Origin of the sequence: Burkholderia sp. Bp9015 (assembly GCF_003853505.1) — a bacterium.
Classification (GTDB): Bacteria; Pseudomonadota; Gammaproteobacteria; order Burkholderiales; family Burkholderiaceae; genus Burkholderia.
Genome location: NZ_QTPZ01000016.1, coordinates 98,146 through 116,987, shown reverse-complemented (window position 1 = coordinate 116,987; position 18,842 = coordinate 98,146). Strand labels below are relative to the sequence as shown.

At 66.3% G+C, this 18,842-nt stretch carries 21 protein-coding genes; 19 read left to right on the top strand and 2 right to left on the bottom strand.

The window, feature by feature from the left end; all coding sequences use genetic code 11:
- Window positions 1–614 precede the first annotated feature (614 nt).
- The 4 genes from DIE12_RS18885 to DIE12_RS18870 are packed head-to-tail and all read left to right on the top strand — an operon-like array spanning window position 615 to window position 3,696.
- Window positions 615–1,619: an RluA family pseudouridine synthase gene (locus DIE12_RS18885; RefSeq protein WP_124487463.1), complete on the top strand. Its 1,005-nt coding sequence runs from the start codon at window positions 615–617 to the stop codon at window positions 1,617–1,619.
- Window positions 1,620–1,624: 5 nt separating this feature from the next.
- Complete coding sequence (locus tag DIE12_RS18880) at window positions 1,625–2,284, top strand: HAD-IA family hydrolase (protein ID WP_044844782.1); 660 nt, start codon at window positions 1,625–1,627, stop codon at window positions 2,282–2,284.
- Complete coding sequence (locus DIE12_RS18875) at window positions 2,281–2,691, top strand: Rieske 2Fe-2S domain-containing protein (RefSeq protein WP_124487462.1); 411 nt, start codon at window positions 2,281–2,283, stop codon at window positions 2,689–2,691. The genes DIE12_RS18880 and DIE12_RS18875 overlap by 4 nt, the downstream gene beginning before the upstream one ends.
- A 12-nt stretch (window positions 2,692–2,703) precedes the next feature.
- Window positions 2,704–3,696 carry a S49 family peptidase gene (locus DIE12_RS18870; protein ID WP_124487461.1) on the top strand — a complete coding sequence of 331 codons (993 nt, stop codon included), beginning with the start codon at window positions 2,704–2,706 and terminating at the stop codon, window positions 3,694–3,696.
- A gap of 63 nt (window positions 3,697–3,759) precedes the next feature.
- Here DIE12_RS18870 and DIE12_RS18865 read toward each other — a convergent pair whose 3' ends face one another.
- The gene (locus tag DIE12_RS18865; protein ID WP_124487460.1) at window positions 3,760–4,482 is read right to left on the bottom strand and encodes an SAM-dependent methyltransferase; all 723 of its coding nucleotides are present in this window, start codon (window positions 4,480–4,482) and stop codon (window positions 3,760–3,762) included.
- On the bottom strand, window positions 4,479–5,111 hold the full coding sequence (locus DIE12_RS18860; RefSeq protein WP_124487459.1) for a Maf-like protein: 633 nt from the start codon (window positions 5,109–5,111) through the stop codon (window positions 4,479–4,481). Before DIE12_RS18860 ends, DIE12_RS18865 begins: the two co-directional genes overlap by 4 nt.
- Before the next feature lie 265 nt (window positions 5,112–5,376).
- On the opposite strand from DIE12_RS18860, the gene DIE12_RS18855 reads away from it, so the two are divergent.
- The 15 genes from DIE12_RS18855 (at window position 5,377) to lepA (ending at window position 18,830) form a co-directional block, all read left to right on the top strand.
- The gene (locus DIE12_RS18855; RefSeq protein WP_044844777.1) at window positions 5,377–6,012 is read left to right on the top strand and encodes a DUF177 domain-containing protein; all 636 of its coding nucleotides are present in this window, start codon (window positions 5,377–5,379) and stop codon (window positions 6,010–6,012) included.
- A gap of 98 nt (window positions 6,013–6,110) precedes the next feature.
- Window positions 6,111–6,290: a 50S ribosomal protein L32 gene (gene rpmF, locus DIE12_RS18850; RefSeq protein WP_006051932.1), complete on the top strand. Its 180-nt coding sequence runs from the start codon at window positions 6,111–6,113 to the stop codon at window positions 6,288–6,290.
- 129 nt (window positions 6,291–6,419) lie between these two features.
- Window positions 6,420–7,526, top strand: a complete 1,107-nt coding sequence (gene plsX / locus DIE12_RS18845; RefSeq protein WP_044844776.1) for a phosphate acyltransferase PlsX — start codon at window positions 6,420–6,422, stop codon at window positions 7,524–7,526.
- Window positions 7,527–8,516, top strand: a complete 990-nt coding sequence (locus tag DIE12_RS18840) for a beta-ketoacyl-ACP synthase III (protein WP_044844775.1) — start codon at window positions 7,527–7,529, stop codon at window positions 8,514–8,516.
- An 85-nt stretch (window positions 8,517–8,601) separates the two neighbouring features.
- Entirely contained in the window at window positions 8,602–9,534 is a 933-nt protein-coding gene (gene fabD, locus DIE12_RS18835) for an ACP S-malonyltransferase (RefSeq protein ID WP_124487458.1), read from the top strand.
- Between the two features lie 36 nt (window positions 9,535–9,570).
- Entirely contained in the window at window positions 9,571–10,320 is a 750-nt protein-coding gene (fabG, locus tag DIE12_RS18830; RefSeq protein WP_044844773.1) for a 3-oxoacyl-ACP reductase FabG, read from the top strand.
- A 144-nt stretch (window positions 10,321–10,464) separates the two neighbouring features.
- Window positions 10,465–10,704, top strand: coding sequence for an acyl carrier protein (acpP, locus tag DIE12_RS18825; protein ID WP_004197638.1), 240 nt, complete (start codon window positions 10,465–10,467; stop codon window positions 10,702–10,704).
- Between the two features lie 164 nt (window positions 10,705–10,868).
- Window positions 10,869–12,101 carry a beta-ketoacyl-ACP synthase II gene (gene fabF / locus DIE12_RS18820; protein WP_044844772.1) on the top strand — a complete coding sequence of 411 codons (1,233 nt, stop codon included), beginning with the start codon at window positions 10,869–10,871 and terminating at the stop codon, window positions 12,099–12,101.
- A 12-nt stretch (window positions 12,102–12,113) separates the two neighbouring features.
- Window positions 12,114–12,578 (top strand): hypothetical protein, encoded by a 465-nt coding sequence (locus tag DIE12_RS18815; protein ID WP_124487457.1) that lies wholly within the window; start codon window positions 12,114–12,116, stop codon window positions 12,576–12,578.
- Between the two features lie 91 nt (window positions 12,579–12,669).
- A complete protein-coding gene (gene rpoE / locus DIE12_RS18810) occupies window positions 12,670–13,269 on the top strand; it encodes an RNA polymerase sigma factor RpoE (protein WP_006752490.1) in 600 nt (199 codons plus the stop codon).
- Between the two features lie 87 nt (window positions 13,270–13,356).
- Window positions 13,357–13,974: a sigma-E factor negative regulatory protein gene (locus DIE12_RS18805; protein ID WP_124487502.1), complete on the top strand. Its 618-nt coding sequence runs from the start codon at window positions 13,357–13,359 to the stop codon at window positions 13,972–13,974.
- 5 nt (window positions 13,975–13,979) lie between these two features.
- Window positions 13,980–15,032, top strand: a complete 1,053-nt coding sequence (locus tag DIE12_RS18800) for a MucB/RseB C-terminal domain-containing protein (RefSeq protein ID WP_124487456.1) — start codon at window positions 13,980–13,982, stop codon at window positions 15,030–15,032.
- 16 nt (window positions 15,033–15,048) lie between these two features.
- Window positions 15,049–16,554, top strand: a complete 1,506-nt coding sequence (locus tag DIE12_RS18795) for a DegQ family serine endoprotease (RefSeq protein WP_124487455.1) — start codon at window positions 15,049–15,051, stop codon at window positions 16,552–16,554.
- Between the two features lie 7 nt (window positions 16,555–16,561).
- On the top strand, window positions 16,562–16,798 hold the full coding sequence (locus DIE12_RS18790; RefSeq protein ID WP_124487454.1) for a glutaredoxin family protein: 237 nt from the start codon (window positions 16,562–16,564) through the stop codon (window positions 16,796–16,798).
- A 238-nt stretch (window positions 16,799–17,036) separates the two neighbouring features.
- Window positions 17,037–18,830 (top strand): translation elongation factor 4, encoded by a 1,794-nt coding sequence (gene lepA / locus DIE12_RS18785; RefSeq protein ID WP_044844766.1) that lies wholly within the window; start codon window positions 17,037–17,039, stop codon window positions 18,828–18,830.
- Window positions 18,831–18,842: the final 12 nt, after the last annotated feature.

The window sequence follows — 18,842 nt, the reverse complement described above, 5'->3', positions numbered from 1 at the left end:
AGGATGGCGGGGAGAATTGCCTGAAGAGGCGCTTGGGCCCGAAAGACGGGGCCGGCGGCCATAGGGCACCTGCGAACACGGCTTCAAAGCACGGCGTCCACACACCGCACGCTGCGAAAGCGCGCTAAGCCTGAGACCGGGGCACTGCCACGGGGCGCGCGCAATGCGTCGCGCGCGCCGACGGGCGGCAGATGCTGCGGCTTGGGCCGCAGCGGGGAGTATCGAATCCAGCCCGACTTTCCCGCCTGGGGTGTACTTCCCTGGTTTGACGTCGCCAAGCCCCGCACGCTTCGCGGGGCCAAATCGGGCGCAACGCCGTAATTTTCGCAACCGGCAGCCTGCGGACGCACCTCGCGCCGTCGGGCTGCCGATCAAATTCTTTTCAACCAACTTTCCGTTACCGCGGCGCCTGGTCGACCGAATCCGCCTGTGGGCGCGATCCTTGCCGACGGCCGGCGCCGTGCGTGCAACTTGCTGCATCTCTTTGATTAGGGGCGAGCAGCAGACCCCCGGCGCAAGTAAAATAACGGTTTGCGCTTGCGCCTTGCCCGATTCCGTCGGGACCGGCCTGTCAGGCCACCCTCAACGTCAGGCTGGGCAAAATTATATTCAGTATGAATGAGTTAGGCAAAATATCCCAGAATTCAGTCGCAAGCGGCCAGGTATCGATGATCCAGATCGACGAAAACTCGGCCGGTCAGCGGATCGACAACTTCCTGTTGCGCGTCTGTAAAGGCGTGCCCAAAAGCCATATTTACCGGATCCTGCGCAGCGGCGAAGTCCGCGTGAACAAGGGGCGGGTCGACGCCCAGTACCGTCTCGCGTTCGGCGACCTCGTCCGCGTGCCGCCCGTGCGGGTGGCGGCGGCCGACCTCGCGCGCGCCGACACGCCGATCGTGCCGCCCGCGCAGTTCGAGGTGCTGTACGAAGACGACGCGCTGCTCGTCATCAACAAGCCGGCCGGCGTCGCCGTGCACGGCGGCAGCGGCGTCGCGTTCGGCGTGATCGAGCAGATGCGCCAGGCCCGCCCGCGCGCGAAATTCCTCGAACTCGTGCACCGGCTCGACCGCGAGACCTCCGGGATCCTGATGCTCGCGAAGAAGCGCACGGCGCTCGTCGGCCTGCACGAGCAGATCCGCGAGAACCGGATGGACAAGCGCTACTTCGCGTGCGGATACGGCGAATGGCAGCCCGACTGGGGCCACCGTCGCGTGGTGAAGGCTCCGCTGTTCAAGTATTCGACCCCGGAAGGGGAGCGGCGCGTGCGCGTACAGGACGATGGCCTGCCGTCGCACACGGTGTTCAACCTGATCGAGCGCTGGCCGGACTACGCGCTGGTCGAGGCGGAACTCAAGACGGGTCGGACCCATCAGATCCGGGTGCACCTCGCGCATCTCGGCCTGCCGATCGCCGGCGACGCCAAGTATGGCGATTTCGCACTGAACAAGGCGCTGGCGCGCGCGAACGCGCAACCGTCGCTCAAGCGGATGTTCCTGCATGCGCACCGGCTCAAGCTCGCGCATCCGCTGACCGGCGAGGCGCTGCAGTTCGATGCGCCGCTGCCGGACGAATGCCGGCGCTTCCTCGATCAACTCCGCGCTCTGCGCGATACCGCCTGACTCGCATGGCCCGACAGCAATTTGATCTGATCGTCTTCGACTGGGACGGCACGCTGATGGATTCGACTGCGCACATCGCGCACAGCATCCAGGCCGCCTGCCGCGATCTCGGCCTGCCCACGCCGTCGGACGAGGCGTCCCGCTACGTCATCGGCCTCGGCCTGCGCGATGCACTGCAGATTACTGCTCCGACCCTCGATCCGTCCGACTATCCGCGGCTGGCCGAACGCTACCGCTATCACTACCTGCTGGACGATCAGCGCATCGAGCTGTTCGCCGGCGTGCGCGAACTGCTCGCGGAATTGCGCGATACCGGCTACCTGCTCGCGGTCGCGACCGGCAAGGGCAGGGTCGGGCTGAACCGCGTGCTCGACCAATCGAAGCTCACGAGCCTGTTCGATGCGACGCGCTGCGCCGACGAAACGTTCTCGAAGCCGCATCCGGCAATGCTGCACGAATTGACCCGTGAATTGGGGCAGGATCTCGCGCGTACCGTGATGATCGGCGACACCACGCACGACCTGCAGATGGCCGCGAGTGCGGGGGCGGCCGGCATCGGCGTCGCGTACGGCGCGCACACGGCCGATGCGCTGGCCGCGCTGACACCGCGCTTCGTCGCGCCGGACGTCGGCGCGCTGGCCGCGTGGCTGCGGGAGCACGCGTGAGCGCGGCGCCGGATGCCGTGCGCGTGTGCGCATCGGACGCGCTGGCCGACGGCGGTGCCGGCGTGCGCGTCGATGCGACGCTGCGCGGCGAGCAGGCGGTCGTGTTCTTCGTGCGCTACGAAGGCCGTGCATACGGCTACCTGAACCGCTGCGCGCACGTGCCGATGGAGCTCGACTGGGCCGAAGGGCAGTTCTTCGAGTCGTCGGGCCTGTACCTGATGTGCGCGACGCACGGCGCGATCTACGCGCCGGATACCGGCAAGTGCGTCGGCGGCCCGTGCCGCGGCGGCCGCCTGCGGCCGGTCGAGGTCGACGAGCGCGACACGCCGGACGGGCGTGCGGTATTCTGGCTACCGGATGCCGACCTGGGTCCCGCCGCTTCGCCCCCTCCCGCCACGACCGACTGACGACACCACTGCATGGCCGACCAACCGAACCTTCCTGATTCCTCGTCCCGTTCCGACAGCCGCGAACCGAACTGGGAGCGCGCGGCGCTCGAGCGGATCGCGCTCGCGGCCGTCAAGGAACAGCGCGCCGCGCGGCGGTGGAAGATCTTCTTCCGTTTCGCGTTCCTCGGCGTGTTCGTGCTGCTCGCGTTCGCGCTGATCGATTTCTCGAGCGACTCGAAATTCTCGGCGAGCGGGCGCCACACGGCGCTCGTGACGATCGACGGCGAGATCGCGGCGGGCACCAACGCGAACGCCGACGACATCAACACGGCGCTGGATACTGCTTTCGACGACAGCGGCACGGCCGGCGTCGTGCTGCGGATCAACAGCCCGGGCGGCAGCCCGGTGCAGGCCGGGATGGTCTACGACGAGATCCGCCGCCTGCGCAAGAAGTATCCGGACAAGCCGTTGTACGTCGTCGTGACCGACATGTGCGCATCGGGCGGTTATTACATTGCGTCCGCCGCCGACAAGATCTTCGTCGACAAGGCGAGCATCGTCGGCTCGATCGGCGTGCTGATGGACGGGTTCGGCTTCACGGGCCTGATGGGCAAGCTCGGCGTCGATCGCCGCCTGCATACGTCGGGCGAAAACAAGGGCTTCTACGACCCGTTCTCGCCCGAGACGCCGAAGATGGATGCCCACGCGCAGGCGCTGCTCGACCAGGTCCATGCGCAGTTCATCAAGGCCGTGAAGGACGGCCGCGGCAAGCGGCTGCACGAAACGCCCGACATGTTCTCGGGGCTGTTCTGGACCGGCGAAAAGAGCGTCGAGCTCGGGCTCGCCGACGGCTACGGCACGACCGACACGGTCGCGCGCGACGTGCTGAAGGCGCCGGATCTCGTCGACTATACGGTGAAGGAAAGCCTGACGAACCGCGTCGCGCGCAAGTTCGGCGCGGCGGTCGGCGGTGCCGCGATGAAGGCGCTCACCGCGGGCGGCACGTCGTTCAGCCTGCGCTGAGCGGCGGCCGGCCGGCGCCGCGGCGAACGGGGCAGGGCGCCCCGTGTCGCGCGGCCGCCGGCTTCAGTTCGCGAGCAGCAGGAAGATGGCGGGGCGCTTCTGCAGATTCGGCGCAGGCGTCTTTTTCCAGTCTGCCACGGAGCGGCTGGCGATCGTCTCGGTCTCGAGGGTCAGGTCGGCCGCGACGCAGATTTGCGTCGACGGCGCGCAGGTCGCGACCAGCGTATCCAGCATCGCCTGGTTCCGGTACGGCGTCTCGATGAAGATCTGCGTCTGGCGCGCCTTGCGTGACAGTTGCTCAAGTTCGCGCAAGCGCTTCGCACGTGCGGCCGCATCGACCGGCAGGTAGCCGTTGAACGCGAAACTCTGGCCGTTCAGGCCCGACGCCATCAACGCGAGCAGGATCGAACTCGGCCCGACGAGCGGCACGACCTTCACGCCGCGCTCGTGCGCGCGGCGCACCAGCAGCGCGCCCGGATCGGCGACGGCCGGGCAGCCGGCCTCCGACACGAGGCCGGCGTCCGCGCCGGCCAGTATGGGCGCGAGCAGCCGGTCGATGGCGCCGGCCGGCGTATTGACGTTCAGTTCGCTGATCTCGATTTCCTGGATCGGCCGCGTCGTGCCGATCTTCTTCAGGAACGCGCGGGTCGTTTTCGCGTTTTCGCCGATGTAATAGCCGAGTGTGCCGGCGCGCGCCTGCACGGCGGCCGGCAGTACGGCGGCGAGCATCGATGCGTCGCCCTCGCCGAGCGTGTTCGGGACGAGATAGAGCGTGCCGGCGGTCATGCGCGGTCTCCTTGGGGGGCGGCGAACAGTGGATAACCGACGGCGCGCAGCATCCGCGTGAGCGCGATCAGCGGCAGGCCGACGAGCGCCGTCGGGTCGTCGGAGTCGATGGCATCCAGCAGCGCGATGCCGAGCCCTTCGGACTTCGCGCTGCCGGCGACGTCGTACGGCGTTTCCGCGCGCAGGTACGCATCGAGTTCGGCTTCGGGCAGCGAGCGAAAGCGCACGTGCGTGACGACGTCCTCGCTCTGCGTTTCGCCGGTGCGGCTGTCGTAAAGGCTGAGCGCGCTGTGGAATTCGACGTCGCGGCCCTGCATCGACAGCAGCTGCGCGAGCGCGCGCTCGTGCGTGCCGGGCTTGCCGATCTGGTGGCCGTCGAACGTCGCGACCTGGTCCGACCCGATCACCAGCACGCCGTCCGGCGCGTCGATCGTCGCGGCGACCGCGCGCGCCTTCGCACCGGCGAGGCGCAGCGCGGTCGCGGCCGGCGCTTCGCCCGCGAGCGGGGTTTCGTCGAGGTCGGGCGACACGACGTCGAACGGCAGGCCGAGGCGCTCGAGGAGCGCGCGGCGGTAGCGGGAACTGGAGGCGAGAATCAGCCGCGGCGGGCGGCAAACGGTATCCGGCATGGTCGGTTGGGTCGGTGAGTCGTCGGGTGTGGCGCGGTGTTGCAAGGGCGCAAGCATAAGTGATTGACCGCAAAAGGTAAAACAGGTATGCTTTCCCGCTTTTCGTCGGCAGGCTTTCCGCAGTGGTGGCGCCTGCCGGGTCTTCGGAAGTAAAGTACGTAATCGTGCGAGGCGTACGCGGCGTGGATCGCGTACGTGCGCGGCGTCAAATGAGTGGCGCCAGCAAGCCGGATCCCGCAAGTCAGCCTGTAGGCAGGAGCGCAACATGAACACTTCTTCTGGCAAGCCTGCGGCAGCGCTTGATCCGCACGCGGTCGATCTGTTCGAATTCGCCCGCAGCGGGCGGCAGGCAGCGGGTGCCGTGCGCCTGTCGCAACTGCCGCGCATGCTGAACGAAGTGCCGGCGGACGCGCCCGATCGCGACACGGTCTTCACGTGGCAGGCCGAAGGGTTCACTCAGAAGGAGTTGCAGGACGACGGCGCCGATGGGCAGCAGCCGTATCTGCGCCTCGCGGTGCATGGCCATGCGTGGCTCACGTGTCAGCGCTGCATGACCCCGTACGACCAGACGTTCGACGTCGACATGACGTACCGGGTCGTTGCGACCGAAGAAGAAGCTGAAGAATTTCCGCTCGACGACGATGAAGCCGATGTGATCGTGGGCTCACGCCAGTTCGATCTCGTCGACTTGATCGAAGAGGAGTTGCTGCTTTCGTTGCCGCTCGTGCCCAAGCACGAGGTTTGCCCGGCAGTTCACGAAAGCCTCGTGTCGGGTGCGAGCGGTCCTTCGGAAGACGCGGACGACGAGTCCGCCGAAGACGAGGACGAAGGCAAACGGCCGAATCCGTTCGCAGCGCTGGAAGCGCTGAAGAAGGACGGGGACGGCAGCAAGAAACACTAAGCAGTTGTGGCGCGGGAAGGCGTAAGGGCTTTGGGCCAGGGTAGTTAAGCGCCGGATCGGGCTGTGTTAGAATCCGGAAAATTATTTAGGAGTTAGTCATGGCAGTCCAGCAAAACAAGAAGTCGCCGTCGAAGCGCGGCATGCATCGTTCGCACGATTTCCTGACGGCAGCGCCGCTGGCAGTCGAGCCGAGCACGGGTGAAGTGCACCTGCGTCACCACGTCAGCCCGAACGGCTACTATCGCGGCAAGAAAGTCGTCAAGACGAAGAACGACTAAGCGTCAAGTCACGCGTTGCGCGCTACGATCGCCGTTCGCGTGACAACTGGTTCGCTTGACACTTTCCTGGCTCAACAAAAAGGCGGCATTCAACTGCCGCTTTTTTGTGCCTGAAATTCGTCGCATTCCATGACCGTAAAGCTCACAATCGATTGCATGGGAGGCGACCACGGCCCGTCCGTGACCGTTCCCGCGGCAGTCAAGTTCGTCCGCGCGCATCCCGATGCGCACCTGATGCTCGTCGGCATCGAAAGCGCGATCCGCGCTCAGCTGAAAAAGCTGAAAGCCCTCGACGATCCCGCGCTGACCATCGTGCCCGCCACCGAAGTCGTGGCGATGGACGACCCTGTTGAAGTGGCGCTGCGCAAGAAGAAGGATTCTTCGATGCGTGTCGCGCTCAACCACGTCAAGGAAGGCGCGGCCCAGGCCTGTATTTCCGCCGGCAACACCGGCGCGCTGATGGCCGTTTCCCGTTATGTGCTCAAGACGCTGCCCGGCATCGAGCGGCCTGCGATCGCGTTCGCGCTGCCGAACCCGACCGGCTACACGATGATGCTGGACCTCGGCGCGAACGTCGACTGCGAGCCGCAGCACCTGCTGCAGTTCGCGGAGATGGGGCACGCGCTCGTCGCCGCGCTCGAAGGCAAGGAGCGTCCGACGATCGGCCTGCTGAACATCGGCGAAGAGGTCATCAAGGGCAACGAGACCATCAAGCGCGCCGGCGAACTGCTGCGCGCCAGCACGCTGAATTTCCGTGGCAACGTCGAAGGCAACGACATCTACAAAGGCACGGTCGACGTGATCGTCTGCGACGGCTTCGTCGGCAACGTCGCGCTGAAGACGTCCGAAGGGCTCGCGCAGATGCTGTCCGACATCATCCGCGAGGAGTTCGGCCGGTCGCTGATGTCGAAGCTGATGGCGCTGCTCGCGCTGCCGGTGCTGATGCGTTTCAAGAAGCGCGTCGATCACCGCCAGTACAACGGCGCGGCGCTGCTGGGGCTGAAGAGCCTCGTGATCAAAAGCCACGGTTCGGCCGACGCCTACGCGTTTGAGTGGGCGATCAAACGGGGTTATGATGCCGTCAAAAACGGCGTGCTGGAGCGCCTCACGCGTGCGATGGCGGACAATTCGGTGTCGCTCGGCGACGGCGAACACGACGCGGGCGGCGCAGGCCCGACGAGCCCGGCCGCAGGCCACCACGCCGAACCTTCCGCTGCGCAATCCTCTAAAGCATAAATGGCCCAATCGACTCTCTATTCCCGCGTGCTCGGCACGGGCAGCTACCTGCCGCCCGACCGGGTCACGAACCAGCAGCTCGCCGACCGTCTCGCGAAGGAAGGCATCGAGACGAGCGATGAGTGGATCGTTGCGCGCACGGGCATCCATGCGCGCCATTTCGCCGCACCGGACGTCACGACGAGCGATCTCGCGCTCGAAGCGGCGCGCCGTGCGATCGAGGCGGCCGATATCGATCCGCAGTCGATCGACCTGATCATCGTCGCGACTTCGACCCCCGATTTCGTGTTCCCCAGCACGGCTTGCCTGCTGCAGAACAAGCTCGGCATCAAGAACGGCGGCGCGGCATTCGACGTGCAGGCCGTGTGCTCGGGCTTCGCCTATGCGATGGCGACGGCCGACAGCTTCATCCGCAGCGGCCAGCACCGCACGGCGCTCATCGTCGGCGCGGAGACGTTCTCGCGCATTCTCGATTTCAAGGACCGCACGACCTGCGTGCTGTTCGGCGACGGCGCGGGCGCGGTGATCCTGTCCGCCTCGGAAGAGCCGGGCGTGCTCGGCAGCGCGCTGCACGCGGACGGCAGCTATTCGAACATCCTCTGCACGCCGGGCAACGTCAATCGCGGTGTGATCGACGGCAGCGCGTTCCTGTACATGGATGGGCAGGCCGTGTTCAAGCTCGCGGTCAACGTGCTCGAAAAGGTCGCGATCGAGGCGCTCGCCAAGGCGAATCTCGCGCCCGAGCAGGTCGACTGGCTGATTCCGCACCAGGCCAACATCCGCATCATGACCAGCACCTGCCGCAAGCTCGGCCTGCCGCAGGAGCGCATGGTCGTGACGGTCGACCAGCACGGCAACACGTCGGCTGCGTCGATCCCGCTGGCGCTCGACGCCGCGGTGCGTGACGGCCGCATCCAGCGCGGTCAGCACGTGCTGATCGAAGGCGTCGGCGGCGGCTTCACGTGGGGCGCGTCCGTCTTCCGCTACTGATCCGCGGCGCGCAATTGCTGCGCGCGGATCCCGAACCGGCGCGCCGTTCGTGCGCGCCGTCCGAATCGATTCAATTGGGGACGATATGAAATTCGCATTCGTTTTTCCGGGGCAGGGCTCGCAGTCGGTCGGCATGCTCAACGCATTCGCCGATCTCGCCGTCGTGCGCGAGACGCTCCAGGAAGCATCCGATGCACTCAATCAGGATCTCGGCAAGCTGATCGCCGCAGGTCCGGCCGAAGAGCTGAATCTGACCACCAACACGCAGCCCGTGATGCTGACGGCCGCCTACGCGTGCTATCGCGCATGGCAGCAGGCCGGCGGTCCGGCACCGTCGATCGTCGCGGGCCACAGCCTCGGCGAATACACGGCGCTCGTCGCCGCGGGCGCGATCGCGTTCAAGGACGCGGTGCCGCTCGTGCGCTTCCGCGCGCAGGCGATGCAGACGGCCGTGCCGGTCGGCCAGGGCGGCATGGCGGCGATCCTGGGTCTCGATGACGACACGGTGCGCGCCGTGTGCGCCGAAGCCGCGGAAGCGGGCATCGTCGAAGCGGTGAACTTCAACGCGCCGGCGCAGGTCGTGATCGCGGGCGCGAAGGCGGCCGTCGAGAAGGCCTGCGAGATCGCGAAGGCGAAGGGCGCGAAACGCGCGCTGCCGCTGCCGGTATCGGCGCCGTTCCATTCGTCGCTGCTCAAGCCGGCGTCGGACCAGTTGCGCGACTATCTGGCGAGCGTCGACGTGAAGGCGCCGCAGATTCCGGTCGTCAACAACATCGACGTCGCGGTGGTCAGCGATCCGGCCGCGATCAAGGACGCGCTGGTGCGCCAGGCCGCGGGCCCGGTGCGCTGGGTCGAATGCGTGCGGCACATCGCGGGCACGGGCGTCACGCACGTGATCGAATGCGGTCCGGGCAAGGTGCTGGCAGGCCTGACGAAGCGCATCGACGGCAACCTGGTCGGCGCATCGGTGTTCGATCCGGCTTCGCTCGACGAAGCACTGAAGCTGGCGACCGCCTGACGCGGCGCCTTTCCTCAAGAGACGGATATTCGATTCATGGAAAAGACTCTCGATAAACAGGTCGCGATCGTGACCGGCGCATCGCGCGGCATCGGCCGGGCGATCGCGCTCGAACTCGCGCGCCTGGGCGCGACGGTGATCGGCACGGCGACGAGCGAATCGGGCGCCGCCGCGATTACCGCCGGGTTCGCGGAAGCGGGCGTGACGGGCCGCGGCGCGGTGCTGAACGTCAACGACGCGGCGGCAGCCGAAGCGCTGATCGACGCGACCGTGAAGGAATTCGGCGCGCTCCACGTGCTCGTCAACAACGCGGGGATCACGCAGGACCAGCTCGCGATGCGGATGAAGGACGAGGACTGGGATGCGGTGATCGACACCAACCTGAAGTCGGTGTTCCGCCTGTCGCGCGCGGTGCTGCGCCCGATGATGAAGGCCCGCGGCGGCCGCATCATCAACATCACGTCGGTGGTCGGCTCGGCCGGCAACCCGGGCCAGGTCAACTACGCGGCCGCGAAGGCCGGCGTCGCGGGCATGACGCGTGCGCTTGCACGTGAAATCGGCAGCCGTGGCATCACGGTGAACTGCGTCGCGCCGGGCTTCATCGACACCGACATGACGAAGACGCTGCCGGAAGAACAGCAGGCCGCGCTCAAGACCCAGATTCCGCTCGGCCGCCTCGGCAGCCCGGCAGACATCGCCCATGCCGTCGCGTTCCTCGCATCGCCGCAGGCCGGTTATATCACCGGCACGACGCTGCACGTGAACGGCGGCATGTACATGTCGTAACGGTTTTCGTTTACCATCCGCGCCGTATCCCGTTTTTCAGGCGGATCGGTGCTTGATCGACCATCAAGCCAACGCGCGTTTTGCCGTCAGCAAACCTGATAAAATGCGCGCACTTGTAAATCTGAACTTTCCCTCGGAGGGGTAATGGATAACATCGAACAACGTGTCAAGAAGATCGTCGCTGAGCAACTGGGCGTCGCGGAAGCCGAGATCAAGAACGAAGCATCGTTCGTGAACGATCTGGGCGCGGATTCGCTCGACACGGTCGAACTGGTGATGGCTCTGGAAGACGAGTTCGGCATGGAAATCCCGGACGAAGAAGCAGAGAAGATCACGACCGTTCAGCAAGCGATCGACTACGCTCGCGCAAACGTCAAGGCGTAAGCGCCTTTCGCGCTTGTCCGCCACGTCGCCGCGATCTTCGCGATTGACGCGCCATCCTGCCGGCTTCGTGCCGGACGGACTAACAGCCACAGGGCTCGCAGGGCTGGTTCCTGTGGCCACTGTGGCTTTTGTTTTTGTCATCCAATAATGGAAAAGAGGTTACCGTGAGCCGCCGTCGTGTTGTTGTTACAGGCCTGGGGCTGATTTCGCCTGTTGGCAATAATGTTGCCGACGGCTGGGCCAATCTCGTCGCCGGCAAGTCCGGTATCGCCACCGTCACGAAGTTCGATGCGTCGAACCTCGCCTGCCATTTCGCGGGCGAAGTGAAGGGTTTCAGCGCCGAGGAGTACATCCCGGCGAAGGAAGCCCGCAACATGGATACGTTCATCCATTACGGCATCGCAGCCGGCGTCCAGGCGATCCGGGACAGCGGCCTCGAAGTGAACGAAGCCAATGCGGAACGCATCGGCGTGCTGGTCGGCTCCGGTATCGGCGGCCTGCCGATGATCGAAGACACGCACCAGACCTACGTCGATCGCGGCCCGCGCCGGATTTCGCCGTTCTTCGTGCCGGGTTCGATCATCAACATGATCTCGGGTCACCTGAGCATCATGTTCGGCCTGAAGGGCCCGAACCTCGCGGCCGTGACGGCCTGCACGACCGGTCTGCACAGCATCGGCCTCGCGGCGCGCCTGATTCAGGCCGGCGACGCCGACGTGATGGTCGCGGGCGGCGCCGAATCGACGGTGTCGCCGCTGGGCATCGGCGGTTTCGCGGCCGCGCGCGCGCTGTCGACCCGCAACGACGATCCGGCCACCGCGTCCCGTCCGTGGGACAAGGACCGTGACGGCTTCGTGCTGGGCGAGGGTGCAGGCGTGATGGTGCTCGAGGAATACGAGGCGGCGAAGGCACGCGGCGCGAAGATCTATGCGGAGGTCTCGGGCTTCGGCATGACGGGCGATGCGTACCACATGACCGCGCCGAACATGGACGGTCCTCGCCGCTGCATGGTCGCGGCACTGCGCGACGCCGGCGTGAACGCGGACGAGGTCCAGTACCTGAACGCGCACGGCACGTCGACGCAGCTCGGCGACAAGAACGAGTCCGATGCGGTGAAGGCGGCATTCGGCGAGCACGCGTACAAGCTCGTGGTGAACTCGACGAAGTCGATGACGGGTCACCTGCTGGGTGGCGCGGGCGGCCTCGAGTCGGTGTTCACGGTGCTGGCGCTGCACAACAACGTGTCGCCGCCGACCATCAACATCTTCAATCAGGACCCCGAGTGCGATCTCGACTACTGCGCGAACACCGCGCGTGACATGAAGATCGACGTGGCCGTGAAGAACAACTTCGGCTTCGGCGGTACCAACGGCACGCTGGTGTTCAAGCGCGTCTGACGCTGAAATCGCTTGACGAGTCCATTCGATGCTCCGGCCGGGCGTCCGCAATGCTTTGCATTGCGGGCCTCGGCCGTGTCGTATGTGGTGCTGGCCGCGTTCGTCGCGGCGGCGGCCGTCTCCGCGTACCTGTTCTGGGCGCCGCGGGCCGGTGCCGCTGCCGGCGCGTGCGTGTCGGCGGCGACGGCCGCGCTGCTTGCCGTGTGCGCCGCGCGAGCCTGTGCCCGCCGGCTGCCGGCCGAGTTGCGGATCGATGCATTCGGGGAGATTGCGGCGTTTGGCCGCACCGGGCGCTTGCTGGCCCGGGGCCGCGTGACGGGTCATGCACACTGGAGCAGCCTGCTGCTCGTGCTGTCGGTCGGGCAGGGCGCCCGGCGCGCGCGGCCGTTGCTGATTCCGGCCGATGCGCTCGACACCGCGTCGTTCAGCGCGCTGTCCGTGCTGGCGCGTACCGCGGGCACGGCGGGGCGGGCATGACGGCGGCGCGGTTACCAGCCGTAACCAGCGGCCGGCGCCGGAACGCTACAATAACGCTCCGCGTTGCATCCCTAGTTAACGGATTTGTCAGGTGAGTGAAAAAGAAATCGATCAGGCTCTGGTCGAGCGCGTACAGAAAGGCGACAAGGCAGCGTTCGAACTCCTGGTCTCCAAATACCACCGCAAGATCATTCGGCTGATCTCGCGCCTCGTGCGGGATCCCGCCGAGGTCGAGGATGTGGCCCAGGACGCGTTCATCAAGGCGTATCGTGCGCTGCCGCAATTTCGCGGCGAGTCGGCGTTCTACACGTGGTTGTACCGGATTGCCGTCAATACGGCGAAGAACTACCTTGCGACGCAGGGCCGGCGGGCACCGACCTCCACCGAGGCCGATGCCGAGGAAGCGGAAACTTTCTCCGACGCAGACCAACTAAGGGATATCAACACGCCTGAGTCGATGTTGATGAGCAAGCAGATTGCCGAGACGGTCAACGCTGCAATGGCCGTCCTGCCCGAAGAGCTGCGCCAGGCGATTACGCTGCGCGAGATCGAAGGCTTGAGCTACGAAGAGATCGCGGAAATGATGGATTGTCCGATCGGGACGGTCCGGTCGCGGATCTTCCGGGCGCGCGAGGCAATCGCTGCGAAATTGCGTCCGCTGCTCGATACGCCCGAAGGCAAGCGCTGGTAAGCGCGACGGGCGCAACGACGCGGGTCGGGGTCTATTACGGATAGAGTCGTGAAATCACGACGGGGTGTGTGCAAGATGGGGAGCATCATGGGGTCGGTCAATACGCAGTCGCAAGCGTGCTCGCGCGGCGAGCGCCTTTCCGCTCTGGTCGACGGTGAACTGTTCGACGGCCCGGATCACGGGCAGTTTCTGGCTGAGCTCGACCGCGCGGATCGCGCTGCGTGGGCCCATTACCACCTGATCGGCGATGCGCTGCGCTCGGACGAGCTCGCGCTGTCGCCTGCGCTGAGCGTCGCGTTCACCGCGCGCATGTCCGCCGCGCTCGAAAGCGAGCCGCACCTGCTCGCGCCGGCCGCCGCGCCGGTCGCGCGCAAGCTGCTGTCGCTGCGCCGGCGTGTCGTGCCCGCGTTCGCGGTGGCCGCCGCGGCAGCCACGCTGACGTGGATCGTCGTCCCGCAGATGCAGACGGCGGGTGTGCCGGGCGCCGTCCAGGTCGCATCGGCAGGCGCGCCGCAGAGCGGCAACCTGCAGCGCGTGACGGTTGCACAGGCATCCGCGCAGCCGGGCCTGCAGGACGTCAACATCATCCGCGACGCAAGTCTCGACCAATACCTTGAAGCGCATCAGCAATTCGCGCAGCAGCCCGTCGTCACGGGCTCGATGCCGCTGATCCGCGCTGCCGTGACCACCACGCCAGGCCAATAAACCCGATGCGGACATTGCAGTTGAATCACGCCATCTCCGGATGGAAGCGGCTGCCGGCTCTCCTGCTTTGCGCAGCCGCCCTGTTGTCCGTTCAATCCCTGCCTGCCAGCGCCCAGCAACCGGACGATCCCGTCGCGACCCGCAAGGGTGCGGCGGACTGGCTCGACCGCATCCAGCAGGCGGCGCAGCAGCAGAGCTACGAGGGTACGTTCGTCTACCAGCGCGGCGGGTATGTCCAGTCGTCGCGCATCGCGCATGTGGCGTCCCGCGACGGCGAGTTCGAGCGGATCGAGTCGCTCGACGGCAAGCCGCGCAAGGTGCTGCGGCATAACGACGAGCTGTACACGTTCGTGCCCGAGCGCAAGCTGTGCGTGGTCGAGCGCCGCCAGACGCGCGATTCGTTCCCCGCGCTGCTCGGTGCCGGCGGCGAGCACGTGATGTCCGTCTACGACGCGAAGCTGCTCGGCAAGGACCGTGTGGCCGGGATCGACGCGCAGGTGGTCGAGCTCGTGCCGAAGGACGCGTACCGCTTCACCTACAAGCTGTGGGCCGACACCCGCACCGGGCTGCTGCTGCGTTCACAGACGCTCGATGCGAGCGATCACGTGCTCGAGCAGGTCGCGTTTTCGCAGCTGCAGACGGGCGGCGCGACCGGTGACAAATCCGCGATCGCGGCCGGCATGCGCAACCTGAGCGGCTGGACGGTGGTCCGCCCGCCGGTCGCGGCGGTCGACATGGAGGCGCAGGGCTGGCAGATCGCGCCGACCATCGCCGGCTTCCGGAAGATTCGCGAGGTGCGCCGGCCGATGGCCGCGCGTGACGCCGGTGATCCGCCGATTCCGGTCGACCAGGCCGTCTTCACGGACGGCCTCGCGACGATCTCCGTCTTCATCGAGCCGGCCGAAAAGAATACGCGCAAGGAAGGCGCGGGCAGCACCGGCGCGACCCACGTGCTCGTGAAGCGTCGCGGCGACTACTGGATCACCGTGCTCGGCGAAGTGCCGCCGGCCACGTTGCAGCAGTTCGCGTCTGCCATAGAATACAAGGCTTCCAAGTAACGCTACGGCTTCCGACATGACGAAACTCACGCTGCGCAAAGTGTTCGCGGCGGCGGTGCTGTGTGCCTGCCTGCCGCTCGCCCCGCATACCGCGGCCGCGGTCACGCCTCCCGCTGCCAGCCTTCCCGATTTCGCCGATCTGGTCGAAAAGGTCGGGCCGGCTGTCGTGAACATCCGGACCACCGCGAACGTGCCGACGCCCGGCCCGCGCGGCGTGCTCCCGCCAGGCTTCGATAATGGCGACATGTCGGAATTCTTCCGGCGCTTCTTCGGCATTCCGCTGCCGCAGGCGCCCGGCAACGGTGGTGGCGGCGGTAATGGCAATCCGAAGAACGCGCCGGCGCCGGACAATCCGCCCGACACCGAACAGAACCGCGGTGTCGGTTCGGGCTTCATCGTGTCGGCAGACGGCTACGTGATGACCAACGCGCACGTCGTCGACGACGCGGACACCATCTACGTGACGCTGACCGACAAGCGCGAATTCAAGGCGAAGCTGATCGGCGTCGACGACCGCACGGACGTCGCGGTCGTCAAGATCCAGGCGTCGAACCTGCCGGTCGTCGCGATCGGCGATTCGAACAAGGTGCGCGTCGGCGAGTGGGTCGTCGCGATCGGTTCGCCGTTCGGCCTCGACAACACCGTGACGGCCGGCATCGTGAGTTCGAAGAGCCGCAACACGGGCGATTACCTGCCGTTCATCCAGACCGACGTCGCGGTGAACCCCGGCAACTCGGGCGGCCCGCTGATCAACATGCAGGGCGAGGTGATCGGCATCAACTCGCAGATCTACAGCCGCACCGGCGGTTTCATGGGCATTTCGTTCGCGATCCCGATCGACGAGGCGATGCGCGTGGCCGACCAGCTGAAGGCGACCGGCAAGGTCACGCGCGGCCGCATCGCGGTGGCGATCGGCGAGGTGACGAAGGACGTGGCCGACTCGATCGGGCTGCCGAAGGCGGAAGGCGCGCTCGTCAGCAGCGTCGAACCGGGCGGTCCGGCCGACAAGGCCGGTATCCAGCCGGGCGACATCATCCTGAAGTTCAACGGCCGGCCGGTCGATGCGGCGTCGGATCTGCCGCGCATGGTCGGCGACACGAAGCCGGGCACCAAGGCGACCGTCAGCGTATGGCGCAAGGGTCAGGCGCGCGATCTGCCGATCACGATCGCCGAGACGCCGGCCGAGACGACGGCGAAGGCCGAGCAGCGCAAGAGCGCGCCGCAGAAGCCGCGCCAGGCGAATTCGCTCGGCTTGACGGTCAGCGACCTTTCCGCGGATCAGCTGAAGTCGCTGAAGCTGAAGAACGGCGTGCAGATCGACGGCGTCGACGGCCCGGCGGCCCGAGCGGGGCTGCAGCGCGGCGACATCGTGCTGCGCGTCGGCGACACCGACATCACGAGCGCGAAGCAGTTCGCCGACGTGACCGCGCAGCTCGATCCGCAGAAGGCGGTCGCGGTGCTGGTGCGGCGCGGCGACAACACGCAGTTCGTGCCGGTGCGCCCGCGCGCGGTTCAGAAGTAACGCGCCGATGTTCACGCTCTACGGCCGCGGCTGGTGCCATCTGTGCGACGACCTGCGCGATGCGCTGGCGCCGCTGGCGGCCGAATTCGGCGTCGCGGTCGACTACGTCGACATCGATGCGGATCCGGCACTCGTTGCGCGTTACGACGAGGACGTGCCGGTGCTGTTGCTGGATGGCACGGAAGTGTGCCGCCACCGGTTCGACGAGGCGAGGGTGCGCGGCGCGCTCGCGGCTCGGCGCTGAACCCGGCTCTGCTGCCGGCCGGCCGCGCGTTGCGCGGGGCTTCCGGCGGCGGACGCGCCGGCCAGGGCCTCCGGCGGGGCGTCCCTGGCCGGGCGTCCCTGACCGGGCGTCCCTGACCGGGCGTCCCAAATTACCGCCCGGCAAAGGCCTTTTCGGCTAAAATAAGCCGTTTTTTCACCGACTTACAAGGCGTGCTCCGCAGTCGTCGAGCGCGCCTTTTTCGCTTGATCGGCACTGAATGGATCATATTCGCAATTTCTCGATCATCGCGCACATCGACCATGGCAAGTCGACGCTCGCGGATCGCATCATCCAGGTATGCGGCGGCCTCGCCGACCGTGAAATGGAAGCGCAGGTGCTCGACTCGATGGATATCGAGCGCGAGCGCGGCATCACGATCAAGGCGCAGACGGCTGCACTGTCCTATCGCGCTCGCGACGGGAAGGTCTACAACCTCAACCTGATCGATACGCCGGGGCACGTCGACTTCTCGTACGAAGTCAGCCGTTCGCTGTCCGCGTGCGAAGGGGCGCTGCTCGTGGTCGACGCGAGCCAGGGCGTCGAGGCGCAGACGGTCGCGAACTGCTACACGGCGATCGAGCTCGGCGTCGAGGTCGTGCCGGTGCTGAACAAGATCGACCTGCCGGCCGCGAACCCCGAGAATGCGATCGAGGAGATCGAGGACGTGATCGGCATCGACGCGACCGACGCGACGCGCTGCAGCGCGAAGACGGGTCTCGGCGTCGAGGACGTGCTCGAAGCGCTGATCGCGAAGGTGCCGCCGCCGAAGGGCGATCCGGCCGCGCCGCTGCAGGCGCTGATCATCGACTCGTGGTTCGACAACTACGTCGGCGTCGTGATGCTCGTGCGGATCGTCAACGGCACGCTGCGTCCGAAGGACAAGATCAAGATGATGGCGACCGGCGCGCAGTATCCGGTCGAGCACGTCGGCGTGTTCACGCCGAAGTCGCGCAATCTCGACTCGCTGTCGGCGGGGCAGGTGGGTTTCATCATCGCCGGCATCAAGGAACTGACGGCCGCGAAGGTCGGCGACACCGTCACGCACGCGACCAAGGCGGCCGCCGAACCGCTGCCGGGCTTCAAGGAAGTGAAGCCGCAGGTGTTCGCGGGCCTCTATCCGGTCGAGGCGAACCAGTACGACGCGCTGCGCGAATCGCTCGAGAAGCTGAAGCTCAACGATGCATCGCTGCAGTACGAGCCGGAAGTGTCGCAGGCACTCGGCTTCGGTTTCCGCTGCGGCTTCCTTGGGCTGCTGCACATGGAAATCGTGCAGGAGCGACTCGAGCGCGAGTTCGACATGGACCTCATCACGACCGCACCGACGGTCGTCTACGAGGTCGTGCAGAGCGACGGCTCGACGATCATGGTCGAGAACCCGGCGAAGATGCCGGAGCCCGGCCGCATCGCCGAAGTGCGCGAGCCGATCGTCACCGTGAACCTGTACATGCCGCAGGACTACGTCGGTTCCGTGATCACGCTGTGCGAGCAGAAGCGCGGCTCGCAGATCAACATGCAGTATCACGGCCGCCAGGTGCAGCTCACGTACGAAATCCCGATGGCCGAGATCGTGCTCGACTTCTTCGATCGCCTGAAGTCGGTGTCGCGCGGCTATGCGTCGATGGACTACGAGTTCAAGGAATACCGTTCGTCGGACGTCGTGAAGGTCGACATGCTGATCAACGGCGACAAGGTCGACGCGCTGTCGATCATCGTGCACCGGTCGCAGTCGCAATACCGCGGTCGCGAGGTTGCCGCGAAGATGCGCGAGATCATTCCGCGCCAGATGTACGACGTGGCGATCCAGGCCGCGATCGGCGCGCACATCGTCGCACGCGAGAACATCAAGGCACTGCGCAAGAACGTGCTCGCGAAGTGCTACGGCGGCGACATCACGCGAAAGAAGAAACTGCTCGAGAAGCAGAAAGAAGGTAAGAAACGCATGAAGCAGGTGGGTTCGGTCGAGATCCCGCAGGAGGCGTTCCTCGCGATCTTGCGCGTCGAAGACAAATAACAGGACTGATCC

Excerpts from the sequence above, each read along its gene's own strand:
- plsX (WP_044844776.1), top strand. The coding sequence starts at position 6,420 with ATGACCGTAAAGCTCACAATCGATTGCATGGGAGGCGACCACGGCCCG.
- DIE12_RS18805 (WP_124487502.1), top strand. The coding sequence starts at position 13,357 with ATGGGGTCGGTCAATACGCAGTCGCAAGCGTGCTCGCGCGGCGAGCGC.
- DIE12_RS18865 (WP_124487460.1), bottom strand. The coding sequence starts at position 4,482 with ATGACCGCCGGCACGCTCTATCTCGTCCCGAACACGCTCGGCGAGGGC.
- DIE12_RS18795 (WP_124487455.1), top strand. The coding sequence starts at position 15,049 with ATGACGAAACTCACGCTGCGCAAAGTGTTCGCGGCGGCGGTGCTGTGT.
- DIE12_RS18870 (WP_124487461.1), top strand. The coding sequence starts at position 2,704 with ATGGCCGACCAACCGAACCTTCCTGATTCCTCGTCCCGTTCCGACAGC.
- fabD (WP_124487458.1), top strand. The coding sequence starts at position 8,602 with ATGAAATTCGCATTCGTTTTTCCGGGGCAGGGCTCGCAGTCGGTCGGC.
- DIE12_RS18885 (WP_124487463.1), top strand. The coding sequence starts at position 615 with ATGAATGAGTTAGGCAAAATATCCCAGAATTCAGTCGCAAGCGGCCAG.
- acpP (WP_004197638.1), top strand. The coding sequence starts at position 10,465 with ATGGATAACATCGAACAACGTGTCAAGAAGATCGTCGCTGAGCAACTG.
- fabG (WP_044844773.1), top strand. The coding sequence starts at position 9,571 with ATGGAAAAGACTCTCGATAAACAGGTCGCGATCGTGACCGGCGCATCG.
- DIE12_RS18800 (WP_124487456.1), top strand. The coding sequence starts at position 13,980 with ATGCGGACATTGCAGTTGAATCACGCCATCTCCGGATGGAAGCGGCTG.
- rpmF (WP_006051932.1), top strand. The coding sequence starts at position 6,111 with ATGGCAGTCCAGCAAAACAAGAAGTCGCCGTCGAAGCGCGGCATGCAT.
- lepA (WP_044844766.1), top strand. The coding sequence starts at position 17,037 with ATGGATCATATTCGCAATTTCTCGATCATCGCGCACATCGACCATGGC.
- DIE12_RS18840 (WP_044844775.1), top strand. The coding sequence starts at position 7,527 with ATGGCCCAATCGACTCTCTATTCCCGCGTGCTCGGCACGGGCAGCTAC.
- DIE12_RS18855 (WP_044844777.1), top strand. The coding sequence starts at position 5,377 with ATGAACACTTCTTCTGGCAAGCCTGCGGCAGCGCTTGATCCGCACGCG.
- DIE12_RS18790 (WP_124487454.1), top strand. The coding sequence starts at position 16,562 with ATGTTCACGCTCTACGGCCGCGGCTGGTGCCATCTGTGCGACGACCTG.
- DIE12_RS18880 (WP_044844782.1), top strand. The coding sequence starts at position 1,625 with ATGGCCCGACAGCAATTTGATCTGATCGTCTTCGACTGGGACGGCACG.
- DIE12_RS18860 (WP_124487459.1), bottom strand. The coding sequence starts at position 5,111 with ATGCCGGATACCGTTTGCCGCCCGCCGCGGCTGATTCTCGCCTCCAGT.